We start from the raw sequence: 22,022 nt of genomic DNA, 5'->3' as shown, positions 1-22,022 counted from the left end.
CATGAGCATTGCTTCTGTCCTGATACCGAGTGATACGCCGGACGGAGCTGCGACCAGCTCGTCTGGGCCGCGTTACTCGCTGTTGCTGTCCACCGACCCGAGTTTGGTCGAGGCGGCGCAGCGGCTCCGGTACGACGTATTCACCAGCACGCCTGGTTTCGCGTTGCCGGAATCGGGTGCGGGGGACCGGGACGTGGACCGCTTCGACGAGTTCTGTGATCACCTGCTGGTTCGTGACGACGACACCGGCGAGCTGGTGGGGTGTTACCGGATGTTGGCGCCGGCCGGGGCGATCGCGGCCGGGGGCCTGTACACGGCGACGGAGTTCGATCTCGGTGCGCTCGACCCGCTGCGGCCGTCGCTGGTGGAGATGGGCCGGGCGGTGGTGCGTGACGGGCACCGCAACGGCGGCGTCGTGCTGCTGATGTGGGCGGGGATTCTGGCCTACCTGGACCGCTATGGCTACGACTACGTGATCGGGTGCGTGTCGGTGCCGATCCGCAGCGACGCCGACTCCGAAACGGGGCAGGACGCGCCGGGCAGCCAGCTCCGCGGCGTGCGCGACTTCGTGCGCAGCCGGCACGCGGCGCCGCCGGAGTACCGGGTGTACCCGCACCGGCCGGTCGTCGTGGACGGCAAGTCCCTCGACGAGATCGCGCCGCCGCCACGGCCCTCGGTTCCGGCGCTGATGCGCGGTTATCTGCGGCTGGGCGCCAAGTCCTGCGGCGAGCCGGCGCTTGACCCCGACTTCGGGGTCGGCGATTTCTGCGTGCTGCTGGACAAACGCCAGGCCGATACGCGATATCTGCGACGACTGCGGTCGGTATCGGCGGCTTCAGAGATGGCGGGCGGCGACCGATGAACGCTCCCGCAGTCACCACTGACCACGCCTGGCTGCCGCGCGCGACGTGCGACAGCAGCTGTGTCGGGGTCGCCCCCGCCTCGTCGCGGTGGGTGGTGGTGCTGCGGGTAACGCTGCGGGTCATGCTGGTGCTGTTGCTGCTGCTAGGGGCGCCGATGGCGCTGGTGCCCTGGCCTGGCCAGATGCGGGTGCGACAGTTCTACTGCCGGATGGTGCTGCGCGTTTTCGGGGTCCGGATCAGCGTGTCGGGGGCCCCGATCCGAAACCTGCGTGGCGTCCTGGTGGTAGGTCCGCACATGTCCTGGCTGGACGTCTTCGCCATCGGTGCGGTGCTGCCCGGCTGGTACGTCGCCCGCGCTGACATGTTCGGCGAGCTCACGCAGCGGCTGCTGAAGATCATTGCGATCGAACGGTCCAGCCTGCGGCAGTTGCCCGCGGTGGTGGAAAACGTCGCGGACCGGCTGCGCGGCGGTGAAACCGTGGTGGCCTTTCCCGAGGGCACCACGTGGTGCGGGGTGGCCTGCGGCTCGTTCTACCCGGCGATGTTCCAGGCCGCGATCGACGCCGGCCGCCCGGTCCAGCCGCTGCGGTTGACATATCACCACGTCGACGGCCTGATTTCGACAGCTCCGGCCTTCGTCGGGGACGACACCCTGGCGGCGGCGATGGGCCGGCTGATCACCCAGCGCCGCACCCTGGCGCACGTGCACGTGGAGTCTTTGCAGCTGCCGGGCACCGATCGGCGGGGGCTGGCCCGCCGTTGCCAGGCGGCGGTGGGCGTCGGAGTAGGGCGGCGCCCAGGTCAGCGCTCGGATCGAGGCCACGTGCTGGCCGCTTAGGGTAACCGGGCGGCCCGGTATCCTGGGGCGCGTCATGGTCTACCTCGATCACGCTGCCACCACCCCGATGCATCCGGATGCCATCGAGGCGATGACGGCCGTGTTCGGCATGGTCGGCAACGCCTCGTCGCTGCATACCAGCGGCCGCACGGCCCGGCGCCGCATCGAGGAGTCGCGCGAGCTGATCGCCGACAAATTGGGCGCGCGGCCGTCCGAGGTGATTTTCACCGCGGGCGGCACCGAGAGCGACAATCTGGCCGTCAAGGGCATCTACCGCGCCCGCCGCGAGGCCGATCCGCGTCTGTTGCGCATCATCACCAGCCAGGTGGAACACCACGCGGTGCTGGATTCGGTCGACTGGCTCGTCGAGCATGAGGGCGCTCAGGTGAGTTGGCTGCCCACGGCCGCCGACGGCTCGGTGTCGGCTGCCGCGCTGCGGGAGCTGCTGGACAGTCATGACGACGTCGCGCTGGTGTCGGTGATGTGGGCCAACAACGAGGTCGGCACCATCATGCCCGTGGCTGAACTCGCAGCCGTCGCAGCAGAATTCGGAGTTCCGATGCACAGCGACGCCGTGCAGGCCGTGGGCCAGCTGCCCGTCGACTTCGCCGCGAGCGGGCTGTCGGCGATGAGCGTCGCCGCGCACAAGTTCGGTGGCCCGCAGGCGGTCGGGGCGCTGTTGTTGCGCCGAGACGTGGCCTGTGCGCCACTGCTGCACGGCGGCGGACAGGAGCGCGACATCCGTTCCGGCACTCCGGATGTCGCCGGTGCCGTCGGAATGGCCGCCGCGATGCGGCTCGCGGTGGACGGCCTGGAGGCCAACAGCGCACGGCTGCGCGCTCTGCGTGATCGGCTGGTCGAGGGTGTACTGGCCGAGATCGACGACGTCCGTTTCAACGGATCCCGCGATTCGCGACTTCCCGGCAACGCCCACTTCACTTTTCGTGGCTGTGAAGGCGACGCTCTGTTGATGTTGTTGGATGCCAACGGAATCGAATGCTCGACCGGGTCTGCGTGCACCGCCGGAGTCCCGCAGGCCTCACATGTGCTGATCGCGATGGGCGCCGACGCCGCGACCGCGCGGGGGTCGCTGCGGCTGTCCCTGGGCCACACCAGTGTCGATGCCGACGTTGACGAGGTGCTGCGGGTGCTGCCGGCCGCGGTGGATCGGGCCAGGCGTGCGGCGCTGGCCGCTGCGGGGGCGTCGGGGTGAAAGTTCTTGCCGCAATGAGCGGCGGCGTCGATTCGTCGGTCGCCGCCGCTCGGATGGTCGATGCCGGACACGACGTGGTCGGCGTGCACCTCGCGCTGTCGTCGGCACCCGGCACGCTGCGCACCGGGTCGCGGGGTTGCTGCTCGAAAGAGGACGCTTCGGATGCGCGCCGCGTGGCCGATGTACTCGGAATCCCGTTCTACGTTTGGGATTTCGCGGAGAAATTCGCCGAAGACGTGATCGACGATTTCGTGTCGTCCTACGCGCGTGGCGAGACGCCCAACCCGTGTGTGCGCTGCAATCAGCGCATCAAGTTCGCCGCACTCTCGGCGCGCGCGTTGGCCCTGGGTTTCGATACGGTCGTCACCGGCCACTACGCGCGTTTGTCGGAAGGCCGGCTGCGCCGCGCAGTCGACCACGACAAGGATCAGTCCTACGTGTTGGCCGTGCTGACCGCAGAGCAGTTGCGCCACGCCGCTTTTCCGATCGGGGATACTCCCAAGCCGCAGATCCGGGCGGAGGCGGCTCGTCGCGGCCTGGCCGTCGCCGACAAGCCGGACAGCCATGACATCTGCTTCATCCCGTCGGGGGACACCCGGGCGTTTCTGGGGGAGCGCATCGCCGTGCGCCGCGGCAACGTCGTGGGTTCCGACGGGGCGGTGCTGGCCAATCACGACGGCGTGCACGGTTTTACGATCGGTCAGCGCAAGGGCCTGGGCATTGCCGGGCCGGGGCCGGACGGTCTGCCGCGCTATGTGACGGCAATCGATGCCGACACCGCGACGGTGCAGGTGGGCAGTGCCGCAGATCTCGAAGTGCATGCGCTGACGGGACGGGACCCGGTCTTCACCGCTGGCGCCGCGCCGGCTGGCCCGATCGAGTGCGCCGTGCAGGTGCGCGCCCACGGCGAAACCGCGAGTGCGGTGGCCGAATTGGTGGGCGACGAGCTGTGCGTGCGGTTGCGCGTCCCGCTGCGCGGGGTGGCGCGCGGCCAGACCGTCGTGCTGTACCGTCCGGATCCGGCGGGCGACGAGGTGCTCGGCAGCGCCACCATCGCCAGCACGTCGCGCTGACTGCCCTGCTCAGCGCCGCTTCCAAGGATTCTCCAAGAGCTTGCGGAGAACATTCGTCTCGTAAGCGATCGACCCCTGAGCGGGGAAGGGACGAATGACGATGAACGACAACCACATCACCGCGCAGGCGCAGACAGAACAGACCAACGGCCTTGCCATTGCGGCTTTCGTGCTCAGCATCATGGGCATGTACGGCAGCCCGATCCTGAGCAGCGTTCTTGCTCTTGCCGGCATCTGGCAGGTCCGGCGTCGCGAGGAGCAGGGCTTCGCGCTGGCGATCACCGCGCTGGCGGTCTCCGCGGCTGTCACGGCCCTGCATGTCGCGATATGGATCCAGTGCGGCCACCAGAACTTCGCGTTGGAGACCACGGCGCACTGGTGAAAACCGTTGCCTCCTAGGCCATTTCACGAAATCTACCGCGGAAAGTTGGCGACGATGTTCGTCATCACGATATCGGAGACCGACTGCGGGAAGCCGCAGAAGGTGACTTCTACCAACGCCACCGACCGCACCCGGTAGTCGCGGCCGCAGCCGCCCGGACCCAGGTGCAGCGAGGTGGCATCGGATTTCCAATCTCCGACGAACGCCTCGCCGGCCGCGCCATTGGCGCAGTCGGTGACGGTCGAGACCAGAGCGGTGAAGGCGTGCTGCGCGGTCGCGCCGTCGCGATAGGCCGCGGCGCCCTCAGAGATCAGGGCGCCGTCGGGCGGATCCTGGAACGTGGTCTTGTGGAACTCCTCGATGTCGGGCCCGAACGTCGCGGTCTCGGCGAACAGGAACCGGCAGGCGCGCGGCGTGGTGTCGGCGAGCGTGTCGATGTCGACCGGGCTGCGCCCGTCCATCGACGGAATGATCGACAGGTGCTCGCCGGCGCCGGTGATCGCCTGCATCCGCGCCTGGTCCAGCAGGATCGTGTCGACATTGACCCCGTTGATGCCTTTGGCGCCGCCGGTAAACCCCGGCATTGCCACGCCATCCACCACCCGGGTGCAGGCCGCACTCAGCATCAACGCGCCACACATCAGCAGCGGCCACGCGAAGCTTGCCTTGCGCCACACCGTTTTGCACCCCTCTAAACCCTCGAGCCTAGCCGTGTTGGCCGACCGCGACATACCCCTGGCCACCCGGTCGTGATCCGACGTCGAATACGGTTGCCGGGTGAGTGTTTTCGCATCTCCGTTCGCGACGGCAAGCGGCGTGGGTTCCTGGCCCGGCACCGCGGTACGGCCGTCGACGGAGGTCGTCGTCGGTGAGTTGGCGGCCGCGATGGCTCACCTGGTCGAGTTGCCCGCCAGGGGAGTGGGCGCCGACCTGCTGGGGCGAGCCGGCGCGCTGCTGGTCGATGTGGCGATCGACACCGTGCCGCGTGGTTACCGCATTGCCGCTCGGCCCGGTGCGGTGACCCGCCGGGCCGTCAGCCTCCTCGATGAGGACATGGATGCCCTCGAGGAAGCCTGGGAGACGGCCGGCCTGCGTGGTGGCGGACGGGTGGTCAAGGTGCAAGCGCCGGGCCCGATCACGCTGGCCGCCGGGTTGGAGCTGTCCAACGGCCACCGGGCCATCACCGACCCGGGCGCGGTGCGCGATCTGACGGCGTCGCTGGCCGAAGGCGTTGCCGGCCATCGTGGCGCGCTGTCGCGCCGCCTCGATACACCGGTGGTCGTGCAACTCGACGAGCCGTCGTTGCCCGCCGCGCTGGGTGGGCAGCTGAGCGGGGTCACCGCGCTGAGTCCGGTTGCCGCGCTCGACGAGTCGGTGGCACAAGGCCTGCTCGACAGCTGCGCGCAGACGGTGGGCGCCGAGGTGGTGCTGCACAGCTGCGCGGCCGGATTACCGTGGGATCTGTTGGCGCGCAGTGCTATTAGCGCAATATCGATCGACGCCGCTACGCTGCGGGCCGCGGACCTGGATGGGATCGCGGCGTTTCTCGAATCGGGTCGCGCCGTGATGCTGGGCGTGGTCGCCGCCACCGCCCCGGAACGTCGGCCCGCTGCCGAGGAGGTGGCCGAGGCCCTGGTCGCGGTGACCGATCGGCTCGGATTCGGCCGCTCGGCGCTGCGCGAGCGCATCGGCGTCACCCCGGCATGTGGACTGGCCCACGCGACACCACAGTGGGCCCGCACCGCGATCGAGCTGGCCCGCAAGGCGGCCGAGGCGTTCGCCGAGGACCCCGACGCCATCTAGGTACATCTCGGTGGCGAGCCGCTTGTCACATCCGCCACACCCGCCGCGGTTACCGGGCCTTGTACCTTTTGCCCGCCTCCGAGCGACAACTCTTGCTTGCGACCGTCCGCGTGCTCCGATTGTCGCTATGAGGCGGGCAATTTGTGGACCGTCTGGCCGGGTGGCGGGTACGGCAGACGCGACCGGGCGTCACCGGCGGGCACTGTCGCGGCCCTTCGATAGCCTGCCAAGGTGAGTTCGCCTGAAGCTGACCCTGTCGCGCCCGAGGTCCGGCGTCAATGGCGTGAATTGGCCGACGAGGTGCGTGAGCACCAGTTTCGCTACTACGTGCGCGATGCGCCGGTCATCTCCGACGCCGATTTCGATGACATGCTGCGGCGGCTGGGCGCCCTCGAGGAGCAGTATCCCGAGCTGCGCACCCCCGATTCGCCGACACAGTTGGTCGGCGGCGCGGGATTTGCCACCGATTTCAGCTCGGCCGAGCATCTGGAACGGATGCTGTCGCTGGACAACGTGTTCAGCACCGAGGAATTCGACGTGTGGGCCACCCGCATCCACGCCGAGGTCGGCCATGACGTGCCCTTCCTCTGCGAGCTCAAGATCGACGGCGTCGCCCTGGCTCTGGTGTACCGCGGTGGCCGCCTGGTCCGCGCGGCCACCCGCGGTGACGGCCGCACCGGCGAGGACGTCACGAACAACGCGCGCACCATCGAGGATGTCCCGGAACGGCTGACGCCCAGCGACGACTATCCGATTCCCGACGTCCTCGAGGTACGCGGCGAGGTGTTCTTCCGGGTTGTCGACTTCGAGGCGCTCAACGCCGCCCTGGTCGAAGACGGCAAGGTCCCGTTCGCCAACCCGCGCAATAGCGCCGCGGGTTCGCTGCGGCAAAAGGATCCCGCGGTGACCGCTCGCCGCAAGCTGCGGATGATCTGCCACGGCGTCGGGCATGCCGAGGGATTTCGGCCGGCCAGCTTGCACGACGCCTACCTGGCGCTGGGCGCCTGGGGGTTGCCCGTCTCCGACCACACCGCCCGGGTCCCCAATGCCGGTGGCGCGCTGGAACGGATCGCCTACTGGGGAGAGCACCGCCACGACGTCGATCACGAAATCGACGGTGTCGTCGTCAAAATCGACGACTTCGCACTGCAACGCAGGCTGGGGTCGACGTCGCGAGCGCCGCGCTGGGCGATCGCCTACAAGTACCCGCCGCAAGAGGTGCAGACCAAGCTGCTCGATATCCGGGTCAACGTCGGGCGGACGGGACGCGTGACACCGTTCGCGGTCATGGTGCCCGTCAAGGTAGCCGGTTCGACGGTCGAAATGGCCACCCTGCACAACGCCGGTGAGGTCAAGCGCAAGGGTGTGCTGATCGGCGACACGGTGGTGATCCGCAAGGCCGGCGACGTGATTCCCGAAGTGCTCGGCCCGGTCGCCGATCTGCGCGACGGCACCGAACGCGAATTCGTGATGCCCACCCACTGTCCCGAATGCGGCACTGAGCTGGCCCCGGCCAAGGAGGGCGACGCCGACATCCGCTGTCCCAACTCTCGATCCTGCCCAGCGCAGTTGCGGGAGAGGGTATTTCACGTCGCCGGTCGCGGCGCCTTCGACATCGAGGGGCTGGGCTACGAGGCCGCCATCGCGTTGCTGCAGGCCAAAGTGATCATCGACGAGGGAGATCTGTTCACCCTCACCGAAGATGACTTGTTGCGCACCGAATTGTTCACCACCAAGGCCGGCACGCTGTCGGCCAACGGTAAGCGGCTGTTGGCCAACCTTGACAGAGCCAAGGCGCAGCCGCTGTGGCGCGTGCTGGTGGCGCTGTCGATCCGGCACGTCGGCCCGACCGCCGCGCGCGCCCTGGCGACCGAATTCGGCAGCCTCGACGCGATCACGTCGGCGTCGACCGACGAGTTGGCCGCGGTCGAGGGCGTCGGGCCGACCATCGCCGCCGCGGTCACCGAATGGTTCACCGTCGACTGGCACCGCGCGATCGTCGACAAGTGGCAGGCGGCCGGCGTGCGGATGGCCGACGAGCGCGACGCGAGCACCCCGCGCACGCTGGCAGGTCTGAGCATCGTGGTCACCGGGTCGCTGACCGGGTTCTCTCGCGACGAGGCCAAGGAGGCCATCGTGTCCCGTGGCGGCAAGGCCGCGGGTTCGGTGTCGAAGAACACCGCCTATGTCGTGGCCGGCGATTCGCCGGGGTCGAAGTACGACAAAGCGGTCGAGCTGGGTGTGCCCATCCTCGACGAGGACGGCTTTCGCCGGCTGCTGACCGACGGGCCGGCGGCCGACAACACAGCCGATTAACAGCGCAGTACTGGTCCGTACCGGTGTTCCGGCTCTATGGTGGGCGCTATGACCCAGACGGCCGATCAGTACACGGAGCCATCGCCGTGGTCTCCGCGCGAGGCCGAACTGCTGGCGGTGACTTTGGAGCTATTGCAAGAACACGGCTATGACCACTTGACGATCGACGCGGTCGCCAGCGCGGCCCACGCCAGCAAGGCCACCGTGTACCGACGCTGGCCCTCGAAGGCCGAACTGGTGCTGGCTGCCTTCATCGAAGGTGTCCGCCAGGTCGCGGTGGTGCCGAACACCGGAAACCTGCGCGACGATTTGATCAGTCTCGGCGAGGTGTGCGGCGAGCACGGACGTCAGCACGCCAGCACCATCCGCGCGGTGATGGTCGAGGTATCGCGCCATCCAGCGCTCAACGAGGCCATGCAGGATCAATTCCTCAAGCAGCGCAAGGCAATGATCAAGCACGTCATGCAACGGGCGGTCGATCGTGGCGAGATCGCCAAAGATGCCTTCGTTGACGAACTTTGGGACCTGCTACCTGGCTATCTGATCTTCCGGTCGATCATCCCCGACCGACAACCTACTCGCCAGACGGTGCAGCTTCTGGTCGACCGGTTTCTGATGCCGGGGCTGACGAGGACCGCCGGGTAACGCGGCAGCCACCCGTTCGACCCTTTGAAAAAATGTGTACGCGCGCGTCTCTTGTAGAGTACGGTCCAGTACCGTACTGTGAGTTCATCCGTTCGCGCTGGTGCCAGGCAACGGTCGTAGTCATAGAGTGATCGAGAACGCCCGACCATCGAAAGGCCGAGGGTGAAGGCGATTTCAATGTCCAACCTGCTTCGGCAGGGCTGGATAGTGTTGGTCGCGATACTCGTCGTCGCCGTCGCGGGATTCGGTATCTACCGCCTGCACGGAATCTTCGGCTCGAACTACAAGACTTCGGCCAACAGCGGCCTGTCCAACGAGATCGTCCCGTTCAACCCCAAGCAGGTGGTGCTCGAGGTCTTCGGCGCGCCGGGTGCGGTGGCGACGATCAACTACCTGGACGTCAACGCCCAGCCGCAGCAAGTCAAGGACGCGCCGCTGCCGTGGTCGTTCACGATCACCACGACGGAGCCGGCGGTCATCGGCAATGTCGTGGCGCAAGGCAACGGGGACACCCTCGGTTGCCGCATCACCGTCAACGGTCAAGTCAAAGACGAACGCACCGTCAACAAGGTCGACGCCTACACCTTCTGTCTGGATAAGTCGGGATGAGCAACCACAACAACGAACAGCAGACCCGGCCCTACGTGGCGCGCAACATCCGACGCCTCGCCTGGGTGATCCTGCTTTTCTGGGTGGCGCTGGCCGCCATCACGAATATCGCGGTGCCCCAGCTCGAAGAGGTGGGCAAGACCCACAACGTGGCGCTGAACTCTCCGGATGCCCCGTCGCTCAAGGCAATCAAGCGAATCGGCCAGGCGTTCCATGAGTTCGACACCGACAGCTCGGCGATGATCGTGCTGGAAGGCGACAAACCGCTCGGCGCGGACGCCCACCGCTTCTACGACGAGATGATCCGCAAGCTCGAGCAGGACAAAAAGCATGTCGAGCACGTTCAGGACTACTGGGGTGACACGCTTACCGCGGCGGGATCGCAGAGCACCGACGGTAAGGCCGCCTATGTTCAGGTGAACCTCGCCGGTAATCAGGGCTCCGCGCTGGCCAACGAGGGTGTCGGCGCTATCCGCGACATCATCGACCACATGAAGCCCCCACCGGGCGTCAAGACCTATGTGACCGGCGCCGCGCCGCTGATCTCCGATCAGTTCGACGTGGGCAGCAAGGGCACCGCGAAGGTCACCACGATCACCATCGGAGTGATCGCGTTGATGTTGTTCTTCGTTTACCGCTCGGTACTGACCACGCTGCTGGTTCTCGCCACGGTCCTGATCGAAATGTCAGCTGCCCGAGGCCTTGTGGCCTTCCTCGGCAGTGAGGGAATCATCGGCCTGTCGACCTACGCGACAAATATCCTGACACTGTTGGTGATCGCCGCCGGAACGGACTACGCGATATTTTTCGTGGGCCGCTACCAAGAAGCGCGCGGGACCGGCGAGGACCGCGAAAACGCCTTTTACACCATGTATCACGGCACCACTCACGTCGTGTTGGGATCCGGGCTCACCGTCGCCGGCGCGGTGGCCTGTCTGAGCTTCACCCGGCTGCCGTATTTCCAAAGTCTTGGAATTCCAGCCGCATTGGGCATCCTCGTGGCACTGTTCGCCGCGCTGACACTGGGCCCCGCGATTCTCACGCTGGGGGCCAAAGCCGGCATCTTCGACCCGAAGCGGGCGATACGAACGCGCGGTTGGCGGCGGATCGGGACTGCCATCGTCCGCTGGCCCGGCGCCGTGCTGGCGGCCGCGAGCGCGCTGGCCCTGGTAGGTCTGATCGCGCTGCCCGGATACAAGACCAGCTACGACACCCGTCCCTACATGCCCGCCGACGCTCCGGCCAATATCGGTTACACCGCCGCCGAAAAGCACTTCTCACGGGCCCGGCTGGAGCCGGAACTGCTGATGGTCGAATCGGATCACGACATGCGTAATCCGGCCAGCATGCTCATCCTGGACAAGGTGGCCAAGGCGGTGTTTCACGTCCCCGGGGTCGCCCAGGTGCAGACCATCACCCGGCCGTTGGGAACCCCGCTGGTCCACAGCTCACTCGCGTTCGTGGTCAGTAACTCCAGTGCTGCCCAGCAGCAAAACCTCAGCTACCAACGAGATCGGGCCGACGACGCCCTCAAGCAGGCCAACGAACTATCGAAGACGATCGACATCTTGCGACAGCAGTTCGTCCTGCAGCAGCAGTTGGCCGGCACCACCCACGACGAGACGGAAAGCTTTCGCGATACGCTCGCGACGATCAAGGACCTGCGCGACAAGATCGCTAATTTCGACGACTTCTTCCGGCCGATTCGCAGCTATTTCTATTGGGAGAAGCACTGTTACGACATTCCTGCCTGCTTCGCGTTCAGGTCGCTGTTCGACGCGCTCGACGGCATCGACCAGCTGACCGAAAAATTCGAGAACCTGACGGCTTCGCTGGACAAGCTCGACGCACTGCAACCGAAACTGGTCGCGTTGATACCGCCCCAGATTCAAAGCCAGGAAACCAACCGCGATCTGACCCTGGCGAATTACGCCACCCTGTCCGGCATCTACGCCCAGAACGCGCGCGCGCTGGAGAACTCGACGGCGTTGGGGGAGGCGTTTGACGCCGCCAAGAACGACGACACCTTCTATCTGCCGCCCGAGGTGTTCGACAACCCCGACTTCAAACGCGGGCTGAAGCTGTTCCTATCGCCCGACGGTAAGGCCGCTCGGATGATCGTCACGCATGACGGCGATCCCGCTACCACCGAGGGCATTTCGCACATCGACCCGATCACGAAGGCCGCGCACGAGGCCTTGAAGGGCACGCCGATGGCGAACGCGGGGATCTATGTCGGCGGCACCGCCGCGACGTACAAGGACATCCAGGAGGGCGCCAAGTACGACCTGATGATCGTGGCATTCGCCGCGTTGAGCCTCATCCTGCTCATCATGATGATCATCACGCGCAGCCTCATCGCCGCACTCGTCATCGTCGGCACCGTCGCGCTATCCCTGGGTGCCTCATTCGGGTTGTCAGTTCTAGTGTGGCAGTACATGTTTGGTATCGAGTTGTATTGGGTCGTGCTCGCATTGGCGGTGATCTTGCTACTGGCGGTCGGTTCGGACTACAACCTGCTGCTGATCTCCCGGTTCAAGGAGGAGATCCATGCCGGTCTCAATACCGGCATCATCCGCGCGATGGCCGGCTCCGGCTCGGTGGTCACCTCGGCCGGCATCGTCTTCGCCGTCACGATGTGTGCGTTTGTTTTCAGCGGCTTCCAGGTGCTCGGTCAGATCGGGACGACGATCGGGCTCGGCTTGTTGTTCGACACGCTGATCGTGCGCTCATTCATGACGCCTTCTGTCGCAAGGATTCTCGGGCGCTGGTTCTGGTGGCCCCAACGAGTGCGTCCGCGCCCGGCCAGCACGATGCTGCGGCCCTACGGTCCGCGCCCGGCCGTTCGCCAGCTGCTGCTGTGGGAAGACGGCGATGCCGCGGCGCCGAAACCCCCGGTGGCCGCGCGCTGATTCAGCGCAACATGGTGGCCACGATGCCGGACAGGTAGCCCAGGCGGGCCACCTCCGACGGCCGGAATTCGGGACCCGGACGGCCCAGCACCACCGCGGTCTGCGGGTCGCCCAAGGGCGCCGCGACCATCGTGATGTCCATGTCGCGCCAGGCCTGCGGCACCCACTCGGCGGTGCCGTCCAGCGTCGTGGCCTCGCGGATCGGCAGCCAAGGAGCCGATACCGCGCGGGTTTCGGGCGCGCCCGGGCTGGCGGCGAGGCGCCGCAGCTCGCCCTCGGCGCCCTGCAACACCGTGCACCAGCTCACCCGCAGCACCCGGGGCGCCTCGTCGGCCAGCACCTGCAGCCGCGCCGCCTTGTCCTTGGCCGCGGCGACGTGGTCGAGCAGTTCCAGCTCGCGGTGCGCTTCCAGCAGGCCGGTGTGCGGGCGCACGCTGTCCACCCGTACGCCGTTGAGCGACTCGGCCGCGGTGATCAACGTGTCGGGCATCGCCCCGGCGGGCAGTTCGATGACCAGGTCGTCGGTGGCGTACCCCGCGCTGCGGTCGACGACGTCGAGCGACAGGATGTCGGCGCCCACCGAACCGAGCGCAACCGCCAGCGCGCCCAGGCTTCCCGGGCGGTCGAGGAGCTCGATACGCAACAGATACGACGGCACGCGCCCACTGTCGCACAGAGCCGCGCGTCCGGCATTTCCGCAGGGTGGGTGCCAGCTGCACGCGCGCGACCTCAGCACCGATAGGCTTTTCGCTCGTGTCCCAGATCTCCCGCGACGAGGTCGCGCACCTGGCCAGGCTGGCCCGGCTGGCGTTGACCGATACCGAGCTGGACAGCTACGCCGGCCAACTCGACGCCATCCTGACCCACGTCAGCCAGATCCAGGCGGTCGACGTCACCGGCGTCGAACCGACCGACAACCCGCTCAAGGACGTCAACGTCACCCGCCCGGACGAGACCAGGCCGTGCCTGACGCAGCAGGAGGCGCTGGCCGCGGCGCCCGCCGCCGTCGACGGCCGCTTCGCCGTCCCGCAGATCCTCGGAGACAGCGAGTGAACGAGATCATCCGGTCCGACGCGGCGACGTTGGCTGCCAAGGTCGCCGCCAAGGAGCTGTCGTCGGTCGAGATCACCCAGGCCTACCTGGACCGGATCGCGGCGACCGACGACCGGTACGGCGCGTTTCTGCACGTCGCGGCCGACGAGGCGCTGTCGGCGGCGGCCGCGGTCGACGAGGCGGTGGCGGCCGGCGAGCAGCTGCCCTCGGCGCTGGCCGGCGTCCCGTTGGCGCTCAAAGACGTGTTCACGACCGTCGATATGCCCACCACCTGCGGATCCAAGATCCTTCAGGGCTGGCGGTCACCCTACGACGCCACCGTCACCGCCCGGCTGCGCGCGGCGGGCATCCCGATCCTGGGCAAGACCAACATGGACGAGTTCGCGATGGGCAGCTCGACCGAGAACTCCGCCTACGGCCCCACCCGCAACCCGTGGGACCTCGAGCGGGTGCCCGGCGGTTCCGGCGGTGGCAGCGCTGCGGCACTGGCCTCCTTCCAGGCGCCGCTGGCCATCGGCACCGACACCGGGGGCTCGATCCGCCAGCCGGCCGCGCTGACCGCGACCGTCGGGGTCAAGCCCACCTACGGCACGGTGTCGCGCTACGGCCTGGTGGCCTGCGCGTCGTCGCTGGATCAGGGCGGCCCCTGCGGGCGCACCGTGCTCGACACGGCGCTGCTGCACCAGGTGATCGCCGGCCACGACCGGATGGACTCGACCTCCATCGACGCCGCGGTGCCCGACGTGGTCGGCGCCGCGAACGCCGGTGCCACCGGTGATCTGAGCGGCGTGCGAATCGGTGTGGTTTCCCAACTGCGTGGCGAGGGCTACCAGCCCGGGGTGCTGTCGTCGTTCGAGGAGGCGGTCAAACAGCTGACCGCGCTGGGTGCGCAGGTGAGCGAAGTCGACTGTCCGCACTTCGATTACGCGCTGGCGGCCTACTACCTGATCCTGCCGTCGGAGGTGTCGAGCAACCTGGCGCGCTTCGACGCGATGCGCTACGGGCTGCGGGTCGGTGACGACGGCAACCACAGCGCCGAGGAAGTGATGGCGCTGACCCGGGCCGCCGGCTTCGGTCCGGAAGTCAAGCGCCGCATCATGATTGGTGCCTACGCGCTCTCGGCGGGCTACTACGACGCCTACTACAACCAGGCGCAGAAAGTGCGCACCCTGATCGCCCGTGACCTCGACGAGGCCTACAAATCCGTCGACGTGCTGGTGTCGCCGACAACCCCGACCACCGCGTTCCGGCTGGGGGAGAAGGTCGACGATCCGCTGGCCATGTACCTGTTCGACTTGTGCACGCTGCCGCTGAACCTGGCCGGGCACTGCGGAATGTCGGTGCCGTCGGGACTCTCGCCGGACGACCAGCTGCCGGTGGGCCTGCAGATCATGGCGCCCGCGCTGGCCGACGATCGCCTTTATCGCGTCGGTGCCGCCTACGAAGCGGCGCGTGGACCGTTGCCGGCCGCGCCGACCGCCTAGCCGTTCGCCGCCCCGACTTGCCCCGACGGCGGCCCGGACAGGCAAGATAAGAAGATGCGGATCGGAATTCTCACCGGGGGCGGCGACTGTCCGGGGCTCAACGCCGTCATCCGGGCGGTGGTACGCACCTGCGACGCCCGGTACGGCTCGTCGGTGGTCGGCTTCCAGGACGGGTGGCGCGGGTTGCTGGAGAACCGGCGCATCCAGCTGCAGAACGACGATCGCAATGACCGGCTGCTGGCCAAGGGCGGGACAGTGCTGGGCACCGCTCGCGTGCATCCCGACAAGTTGCGGGCCGGGCTGGACCAGATCAAGCAGACCCTGGACGACAACGGCATCGACGTGCTCATCCCGATCGGTGGTGAGGGCACGCTGACGGCCGCGCACTGGTTGTCGGAGGAGAATGTTCCCGTCGTCGGAGTGCCGAAGACGATCGACAACGACATCGACTGCACCGACGTCACTTTCGGCCACGACACCGCGCTGACCGTGGCCACCGACGCCATCGATCGTTTGCACAGCACCGCCGAGTCGCACCAGCGGGTGATGCTGGTGGAGGTGATGGGCCGCCACGCCGGCTGGATCGCGCTCAACGCCGGGCTGGCATCCGGGGCGCACATGACGCTGATTCCCGAGCAGCCCTTCGATATCGAGGATGTGTGCCGGCTCGTCAAACGCCGTTTCCAGCGCGGTGATTCACATTTCATCTGTGTGGTGGCCGAAGGAGCCAAGCCCATCCCTGGATCGATTCCCTTGCGGGAGGGCGGGATTGACGAGTTCGGCCACGAGAAATTCACCGGCGTCGCCGCGCAGTTGGGCGTTGCCGTGGAGAAGCGGATCAACAAGGACGTGCGAGTGACGGTGCTGGGCCACGTCCAGCGCGGTGGCATCCCGACGGCCTACGACCGCGTGCTGGCCACCCGGTTCGGCGTCAACGCCGCCGACGCCGCGCACGCCGGCGAATACGGGCAGATGGTGTCGCTGCGCGGGCAGGACATCGGCCGGGTGTCGCTGGCCGACGCGACACGGCACCTCAAGCTGGTGCCCGACGCACGCCACGATGAGGCCGCCGCTTTCTTCGGCTGACATCGCGGCGGGCAAACGGCCCGCCCGCGAACAGTGAACAATTTCGCCGGTCGAGACGTTCCTAGCGAGCATGACCGGGAGCAAATACAGACAACGCAGCGCCAAGGAGCGTCTCGATGTCTTTCACCAGCTGGTTCGCGACACGTTCGTCCCGGTGGTGCTCTCGGTGGAGGACACCGACTCCTTCCGCGCCTCGCTGCAGACCTCGAGCCTCGGCACGTTGCGGATCAATCGGTTGCAGTTCCACGGTGACATCGTGTTGCGCCGAACGCATGGGCAGTTGCTGCGGGGGACGCCTCAGCTCATCGAGCACCACAGCCGCGAGTATCTGAAGGTGGGCGTGCACGTCGGCGGCAGGTGCGTGGTGCGCCAAGACGGCCGCGAAGCAAACCTGTCGCCCGGAGATTACGTCCTTTATGACACCACGCGACCGTTCGATTTCGCGGTCGGCGGCAAATTCCGGATGTACAGCGCGCTTCTTCCCCGCGAGTTACTGCGGATCCCGGCCGCACAACTATCTCGGCTGACGGCCCGCCGCTTCGACGGTCGACAGGGGATGGGCGCGCTGCTGGCGCCGTTCCTGGTCCAGCTCGGCAGACAGGCCGCCAAGGGGCCCCAGGTGCTCAACCTTCGCGTCGCCGATGCGGTATTCGACATGCTAGAGGCGTCGTTGTCCGAGCAATTGGGGTGTGATCGGCCAGAGAGTCGCGATGCGCACCATCAGATGCTCGGGATGCTCGCGTTCATCGAACGCAACCTCGGCGACCCGGACCTGGATGTGCCGACGATCGCAGCGGCGCAGCACATCTCGATCCGCCAACTACAACGGTTGTTCGAAAACGACGGCCGCACCGTCACCGACTGGATCAGGAGCCGCAGGATCGAGCACTGTCGCAAGGACCTTGCGAACGCCGAACTCGCGACGGTGCCGGTGAGTGTGATCGGTGCGCGGTGGGGGCTGGTGAACGCGCCGCACTTTTCGCGGCTGTTCAAGGCAGCGCACGGGAGAACTCCACGCGAGTATCGCCGCTGGGCGTTGAGCGCAGAATTGCGCACGCCGGCAAGATCTCGGCGCGAACAGGCAAGACGTGTATGACGGCCGCGCCGATAGTGGGTAGTGAACATCAACTGACCACTTTGGGGGGAACCAAATGCAGGAAACGGCAATCGAATTCGATGTGGACCGGGACTTCGCGCAGCGGGTGGCCGCGAATCAGGCTTCGCTGAGCGCTGCGCTCAAACAGCGGTACGACTTCATCGTGTGCGGTTCGGGCTCGTCGGGGTCGGTCGTGGCGCGACGGTTGGCCGAAAATGCCGATGTCGACGTGCTGCTGGTCGAGGCGGGCGGCGACGACAACGTCACCGAAGTCGTCGACCCCGGGCAATGGGTGGCCAACTTGAATTCGCAGCGCGACTGGGGGTTTCGCAGCATGCCGAACCCCAGCATCAATAACCGTTCGATCGTGCACTCGATGGGCAAGGTGCTGGGCGGCAGTTCGAGCATCAACGTGATGGGATGGATCCGGGCCCACCGCGACGACTGGGATCACTTCGCCGCCGAAACCGGCGACCCGGCGTGGAATTACGAGTCCGTCGTCGGTATTTATCGGGACATCGAAGATTGGCACGGCGCACCGGATCCGGCATACCGGGGAACCGGTGGCCCGGTTTTCATCCAGCCGCCCCCGGATCCCCATCCGCTTGCGCTGGCGACGTTGGACGCGGCGCGGGCCAACGGCGTCGCGGTGTACCCGTCGGCCAACGGCGCGATGATGGAGACCACGAGCGGTGCTGCGCTCGGAGATCTCTGCATCCGAAATGGGCAGCGCCAGTCGATATTTCGCTCGTTCACCTATCCGGTGATGGATCGGCCCAACCTCACCGTCCTCACCCACGCGGTCGTGCAACGCGTAGTGATCGAAGGCGGCAAAGCCGTCGGCGTCGAAATCCGTCATCAAGGTGGCACCCGCCGCATCGACGCCGACGCGGAAATTGTCCTGTCGCTGGGGGCCAACCACACGCCCAAGGTCCTGATGGTGTCCGGAATAGGAGATCAAGACGAGCTCGGCCGCGTCGGGATTCGGGTACATCAACATCTGCCCGGGGTGGGGCGCAACCTGCAGGATCACGTGGCCTTTGACTGCATGTGGGAATACCGCGACGCGCAGCCGCCGCGGAACAATGCGGCCGAAGTGGTGCTACTCGGGCCGAGCGGGTCCGGGCTGACACACCCCGACTTCTTCGCCTGGCAGGTCGAAGTTCCCTACGCCACCGACGAGACCGCCGCCCGGTTCGGGCTTCCCGCAGCCGGCTGGACGTTTCATGCCGCGCTGGCTCATCCGAAGAGCCGGGGCCGCATCCGGCTAAGCGGCCCCAACCCCACGGATCCGTTGTGCATCGACGCCAACACGCTCGGGGATCCCGACGATGTCCGAAAAGGGATCGCCTGTGTGCAGTGGTGCCGCGAAATCGCCAACAGTGCGCCCCTGCGGCCGTACGTGAAGCGCGAGGTCATGCCGGGGAACCTGCGGGGAGCGGCACTGGAAGAGTTCGTCCGGGACGCGGCGACCACCTTTTTCCACCAAGTCGGCACGGCCAAGATGGGCCGCGACGCGATGTCGGTGGTCGACGGCGAGCTGAAGGTCTACGGAATCGACAACCTCAGGGTGGCCGACGGCTCCGTGATGCCGGAGATCACCACCACCAACACGATGGCGCCGTGTGTGGTCATCGGCGAACGTGCGGGCCGGATTCTGAAGCAAGCACATGAGCTCTAGCTGACAGCACGGCGGGCAAACGGGCGATGGCAGCAGCCTGACGGCCGTGTGAATGTGCCAGCTCAGCCGGCCAGCAGTCCTCAACGGCGGAATTTCCGGGTTTAACCACCAGGTCGAAACGGCTACACCAGGCGTTATGAGCAACCGCGAGGGGGTTCGCGGAGTCAACGCCCTGTCTGCTGCTCCGGCATATCCGTCGAGCTCGGCTCGGCCCGCGTCCTCGGTGCCGAGCTGGCGAGCCAATGCCGACCCGACGGCGGCCACGGTGCCTGAGCCGCGCCTGCCCGCGAAACCGGCCAGGTCCAGCGGGCCCGCGACGCCCAACCGGCTGGCGCGGGCACGGCGATCGGCCGCGCCCTACCGTCGCGATCTGACATTGGGCGGGACCGCCCTCGACGGCCTGGACTTGCGGGAGGACTCCGAGCCGAGCAGGTTCGGCTGGCGCGAGGTGATCCATCGGGTGACCGGAATCGACCTCGGCCCCGGCAAACACGCCGCGTACGAGCGGGAGCTGCGCGAGCGCATCGATGCGCCGATCGGTGGTGCGTTTCCGATCGCGGTGCTGAACTTCAAGGGCGGCGTCGGCAAGACCGCGGTGGTCGAGGCGCTCGGCTCGACGCTGGCCGAGGCGCGCGGCGACCGGGTCATCGCCGTCGACATCGACGCCGGCGACCTGGCGGAGCGACACGGTCGCCGCAACCCGCTGAGCCTGGCCGACCTGCTCGCTCGCGATTCGGTGACCCAGTATGCGCAGGTGCGTGCGCATACCCACATGAACAGCTTCGGCCTCGAAGTGCTCGGGCTGCCCGACTACGGCCGCACCGACTGGCGCCTGGAGCGCCAGGACATCGCCAAGACCTTTTCGATTCTGCGCAAGCACTATTCGCTGGTGCTGGTGGATTGCGTCAAGGCGATCAACTCCAGCGTGATGGACGCGGTTCTGCCCGAGGCGCGCGCGCTGGTCGTGGTCTCCGGCACTTCGATCGATGCGGTGCGTAAGACCAGGACAACGCTGGAGTGGTTGTCCAACAACGGGCATCGCCACTTGCTGAAGTCGACGGTGCTTGCGATGAACTACACCGAGCCGGCCAAGCTGGACGGCGTGGTCACCAAGGAATTCGAGGCGCTGTCGGCCCGCGTCGCGAGCACGGTGACACTGCCCTTCGATCGGCATGTACACGAGGGCAAGGAGCTCGGGCTGGACCGGCTGAGCAAGGAAAGCCGGCGCGCCTACCTGGAGTTGGCCGCCGCGCTGGGCGACTTCGTCGCCGGCCGGCCGGAGCGCGAAGCCGCGCCGCGGTCCTGGCGCTGACGCCGCCAGTCGGCGGCCTGGCCTGTTATGCCCCCGCTCGGCCACCATTAGGATCGTTGCCATGACTGTGACTTCCGGAGCGGCTGAGCTGCTGGATTACGACGACGTCATCGCACGTTTCGATCCCGTGCTCGGGCTGGAAGTACACGTCGAGCTGTCCACCGCGACCAAGATGTTCTGCGGCTGCTCAACCACATTCGGTGCCGAACCCAACACCCAGGTGTGCCCGGTGTGCCTGGGGCTGCCCGGTTCGCTTCCCGTGCTCAACCAGAAAGCGGTGGAGTCGGCGATCCGCATCGGACTTGCGCTCAATTGCGAGATCGTGCCGTGGTGCCGCTTCGCCCGGAAGAACTACTTCTATCCGGACATGCCGAAGAACTACCAGATCTCGCAGTACGACGAGCCGATCGCTATCAACGGCTACCTCGAGGCGCCGCTGGAAGACGGCACCACCTGGCGGGTCGAGATCGAACGTGCCCACATGGAAGAGGACACCGGCAAGCTCACCCACCTGGGCAGTGAGACGGGACGCATCCACGGTGCGACGACGTCGCTGATCGATTACAACCGTGCCGGCGTGCCGCTGATCGAAATCGTCACCAAGCCCATTGAGGGGGCCGGAGCCCGGGCGCCGCAGATCGCCCGTGCTTATGTGACGGCATTGCGAGATTTGTTGCGCGCCTTGGACGTATCCGATGTTCGGATGGATCAGGGCTCGATGCGTTGTGATTCCAACGTCTCGCTCAAGCCCACCGGTGCCACCGAATTCGGCACCCGGACCGAGACCAAGAACGTCAACTCGCTGAAGAGTGTCGAGGTCGCGGTGCGCTACGAAATGCAGCGCCAGGCTGCCGTTCTGGTTTCCGGCGGCTCGATCACTCAGGAAACCAGGCACTTTCACGAGGCGGGATATACCAGTCCCGGCCGCGCCAAAGAAACGGCGCAGGATTACCGCTATTTCCCCGAGCCCGACCTGGAGCCTGTCGCGCCCAGCCGAGAGCTGGTCGAGCAATTGCGCCAGACGATTCCCGAGCTGCCCTGGTTGAGCCGCAAGCGAATTCAGGAAGAATGGGGCGTTTCCGACGAGGTGATGCGCGATCTCGTCAACGCCGGCGCGGTCGACTTGGTCACCGCCACCATCAAGCACGGCGCCTCCAGTAAGGACGCGCGCTCCTGGTGGGGAAACTTCCTGGTACAGAAGGCCAACGAGGCGAACCTCGAATTGGACGAGCTGGCCATCACCCCCGCTCAGGTCGCCGCGGTGATCGCACTTGTCGACGAGGGCAAGCTGTCCAACAAGTTGGCGCGCCAGGTTGTCGAAGGTGTGCTGGCCGGCGAAGGCGAACCCGAGCAGGTGATGACCGCCCGTGGCCTGGCGCTGGTGCGCGACGACTCGGTCACCCAGGCGGCCGTGGACGAGGCCCTGGCCGCCAATCCCGATGTGGCGGAGAAGATCCGCGGTGGCAAGGTTCAAGCCGCCGGCGCGATCGTGGGCGCGGTCATGAAGGCCACCCGTGGTCAGGCCGACGCCGCGCGGGTGCGCGAGTTGGTGCTGGCCGCCTGCGGGCAGTCCTAGCTGTACTCGGTCATGAGGTTGTAGCAGGCGTGTCGGCTTGATGTGAGGAGAACCCCCGGGTGGGGTGTGGCTTGTCGAAG

19 protein-coding genes are annotated in these 22,022 nt (G+C 66.9%); 17 read left to right on the top strand and 2 right to left on the bottom strand.

Annotated features, from left to right (window positions below):
* Window position 1: 1 nt before the first annotated feature.
* From ACAG21_RS08345 to ACAG21_RS08325, 5 genes are all read left to right on the top strand, one after another.
* Window positions 2-862 (top strand): GNAT family N-acetyltransferase, encoded by an 861-nt coding sequence (locus tag ACAG21_RS08345; RefSeq protein ID WP_370495524.1) that lies wholly within the window; start codon window positions 2-4, stop codon window positions 860-862.
* Window positions 859-1,701, top strand: a complete 843-nt coding sequence (locus ACAG21_RS08340; RefSeq protein WP_370495523.1) for a lysophospholipid acyltransferase family protein — start codon at window positions 859-861, stop codon at window positions 1,699-1,701. Before ACAG21_RS08345 ends, ACAG21_RS08340 begins: the two co-directional genes overlap by 4 nt.
* 34 nt (window positions 1,702-1,735) lie before the next feature.
* Complete coding sequence (locus ACAG21_RS08335; RefSeq protein ID WP_370495522.1) at window positions 1,736-2,914, top strand: cysteine desulfurase family protein; 1,179 nt, start codon at window positions 1,736-1,738, stop codon at window positions 2,912-2,914.
* Window positions 2,911-3,987, top strand: coding sequence for a tRNA 2-thiouridine(34) synthase MnmA (mnmA, locus tag ACAG21_RS08330; RefSeq protein ID WP_370495520.1), 1,077 nt, complete (start codon window positions 2,911-2,913; stop codon window positions 3,985-3,987). The genes ACAG21_RS08335 and mnmA overlap by 4 nt, the downstream gene beginning before the upstream one ends.
* A gap of 94 nt (window positions 3,988-4,081) precedes the next feature.
* On the top strand, window positions 4,082-4,369 hold the full coding sequence (locus tag ACAG21_RS08325; protein WP_370495519.1) for a DUF4190 domain-containing protein: 288 nt from the start codon (window positions 4,082-4,084) through the stop codon (window positions 4,367-4,369).
* A gap of 32 nt (window positions 4,370-4,401) precedes the next feature.
* Here the strand turns inward: ACAG21_RS08325 and ACAG21_RS08320 are convergent, their stop codons facing one another.
* Window positions 4,402-5,010 carry a sensor domain-containing protein gene (locus ACAG21_RS08320; RefSeq protein WP_370495884.1) on the bottom strand — a complete coding sequence of 203 codons (609 nt, stop codon included), beginning with the start codon at window positions 5,008-5,010 and terminating at the stop codon, window positions 4,402-4,404.
* 136 nt (window positions 5,011-5,146) lie between these two features.
* Here ACAG21_RS08320 and ACAG21_RS08315 point away from each other — a divergent pair, with 136 nt between their 5' ends.
* From ACAG21_RS08315 to ACAG21_RS08295, 5 genes are all read left to right on the top strand, one after another.
* The gene (locus ACAG21_RS08315) at window positions 5,147-6,172 is read left to right on the top strand and encodes a methionine synthase (protein ID WP_370495518.1); all 1,026 of its coding nucleotides are present in this window, start codon (window positions 5,147-5,149) and stop codon (window positions 6,170-6,172) included.
* Window positions 6,173-6,403: 231 nt separating this feature from the next.
* Window positions 6,404-8,488 (top strand): NAD-dependent DNA ligase LigA, encoded by a 2,085-nt coding sequence (ligA, locus tag ACAG21_RS08310; protein WP_370495517.1) that lies wholly within the window; start codon window positions 6,404-6,406, stop codon window positions 8,486-8,488.
* Window positions 8,489-8,524: 36 nt separating this feature from the next.
* Entirely contained in the window at window positions 8,525-9,133 is a 609-nt protein-coding gene (locus ACAG21_RS08305) for a TetR/AcrR family transcriptional regulator (RefSeq protein ID WP_370495516.1), read from the top strand.
* Between the two features lie 177 nt (window positions 9,134-9,310).
* On the top strand, window positions 9,311-9,742 hold the full coding sequence (locus ACAG21_RS08300; protein ID WP_370495515.1) for an MmpS family transport accessory protein: 432 nt from the start codon (window positions 9,311-9,313) through the stop codon (window positions 9,740-9,742).
* The gene (locus ACAG21_RS08295) at window positions 9,739-12,654 is read left to right on the top strand and encodes an RND family transporter (protein ID WP_370495514.1); all 2,916 of its coding nucleotides are present in this window, start codon (window positions 9,739-9,741) and stop codon (window positions 12,652-12,654) included. The genes ACAG21_RS08300 and ACAG21_RS08295 overlap by 4 nt, the downstream gene beginning before the upstream one ends.
* A gap of 1 nt (window position 12,655) precedes the next feature.
* Here ACAG21_RS08295 and ACAG21_RS08290 read toward each other — a convergent pair whose 3' ends face one another.
* Window positions 12,656-13,312 carry an amino acid-binding protein gene (locus tag ACAG21_RS08290; protein ID WP_370495513.1) on the bottom strand — a complete coding sequence of 219 codons (657 nt, stop codon included), beginning with the start codon at window positions 13,310-13,312 and terminating at the stop codon, window positions 12,656-12,658.
* Window positions 13,313-13,407: 95 nt separating this feature from the next.
* On the opposite strand from ACAG21_RS08290, the gene gatC reads away from it, so the two are divergent.
* The 7 genes from gatC to gatB all read left to right on the top strand — a co-directional run bounded on the left by gatC (window position 13,408) and on the right by gatB (window position 21,942).
* Window positions 13,408-13,707 (top strand): Asp-tRNA(Asn)/Glu-tRNA(Gln) amidotransferase subunit GatC, encoded by a 300-nt coding sequence (gene gatC, locus ACAG21_RS08285; RefSeq protein WP_342930449.1) that lies wholly within the window; start codon window positions 13,408-13,410, stop codon window positions 13,705-13,707.
* On the top strand, window positions 13,704-15,191 hold the full coding sequence (gene gatA / locus ACAG21_RS08280) for an Asp-tRNA(Asn)/Glu-tRNA(Gln) amidotransferase subunit GatA (protein ID WP_370495512.1): 1,488 nt from the start codon (window positions 13,704-13,706) through the stop codon (window positions 15,189-15,191). Before gatC ends, gatA begins: the two co-directional genes overlap by 4 nt.
* A gap of 54 nt (window positions 15,192-15,245) precedes the next feature.
* On the top strand, window positions 15,246-16,277 hold the full coding sequence (locus ACAG21_RS08275; protein ID WP_096285930.1) for an ATP-dependent 6-phosphofructokinase: 1,032 nt from the start codon (window positions 15,246-15,248) through the stop codon (window positions 16,275-16,277).
* A 70-nt stretch (window positions 16,278-16,347) separates the two neighbouring features.
* Complete coding sequence (locus ACAG21_RS08270; RefSeq protein ID WP_370495510.1) at window positions 16,348-17,373, top strand: helix-turn-helix domain-containing protein; 1,026 nt, start codon at window positions 16,348-16,350, stop codon at window positions 17,371-17,373.
* 55 nt (window positions 17,374-17,428) lie between these two features.
* Complete coding sequence (locus ACAG21_RS08265) at window positions 17,429-19,054, top strand: GMC family oxidoreductase (RefSeq protein ID WP_370495509.1); 1,626 nt, start codon at window positions 17,429-17,431, stop codon at window positions 19,052-19,054.
* A gap of 136 nt (window positions 19,055-19,190) precedes the next feature.
* A complete protein-coding gene (locus ACAG21_RS08260; protein WP_370495508.1) occupies window positions 19,191-20,366 on the top strand; it encodes a MinD/ParA family protein in 1,176 nt (391 codons plus the stop codon).
* A gap of 61 nt (window positions 20,367-20,427) precedes the next feature.
* Window positions 20,428-21,942, top strand: coding sequence for an Asp-tRNA(Asn)/Glu-tRNA(Gln) amidotransferase subunit GatB (gene gatB / locus ACAG21_RS08255; RefSeq protein WP_370495507.1), 1,515 nt, complete (start codon window positions 20,428-20,430; stop codon window positions 21,940-21,942).
* The last annotated feature ends 80 nt before the right edge of the window (window positions 21,943-22,022 follow it).

It is taken from the genome of Mycobacterium sp. pR1184, from assembly GCF_041287235.1.
Lineage (GTDB): Bacteria > Actinomycetota > Actinomycetes > Mycobacteriales > Mycobacteriaceae > Mycobacterium.
This window is presented reverse-complemented; position numbering and strand designations above follow the sequence as displayed.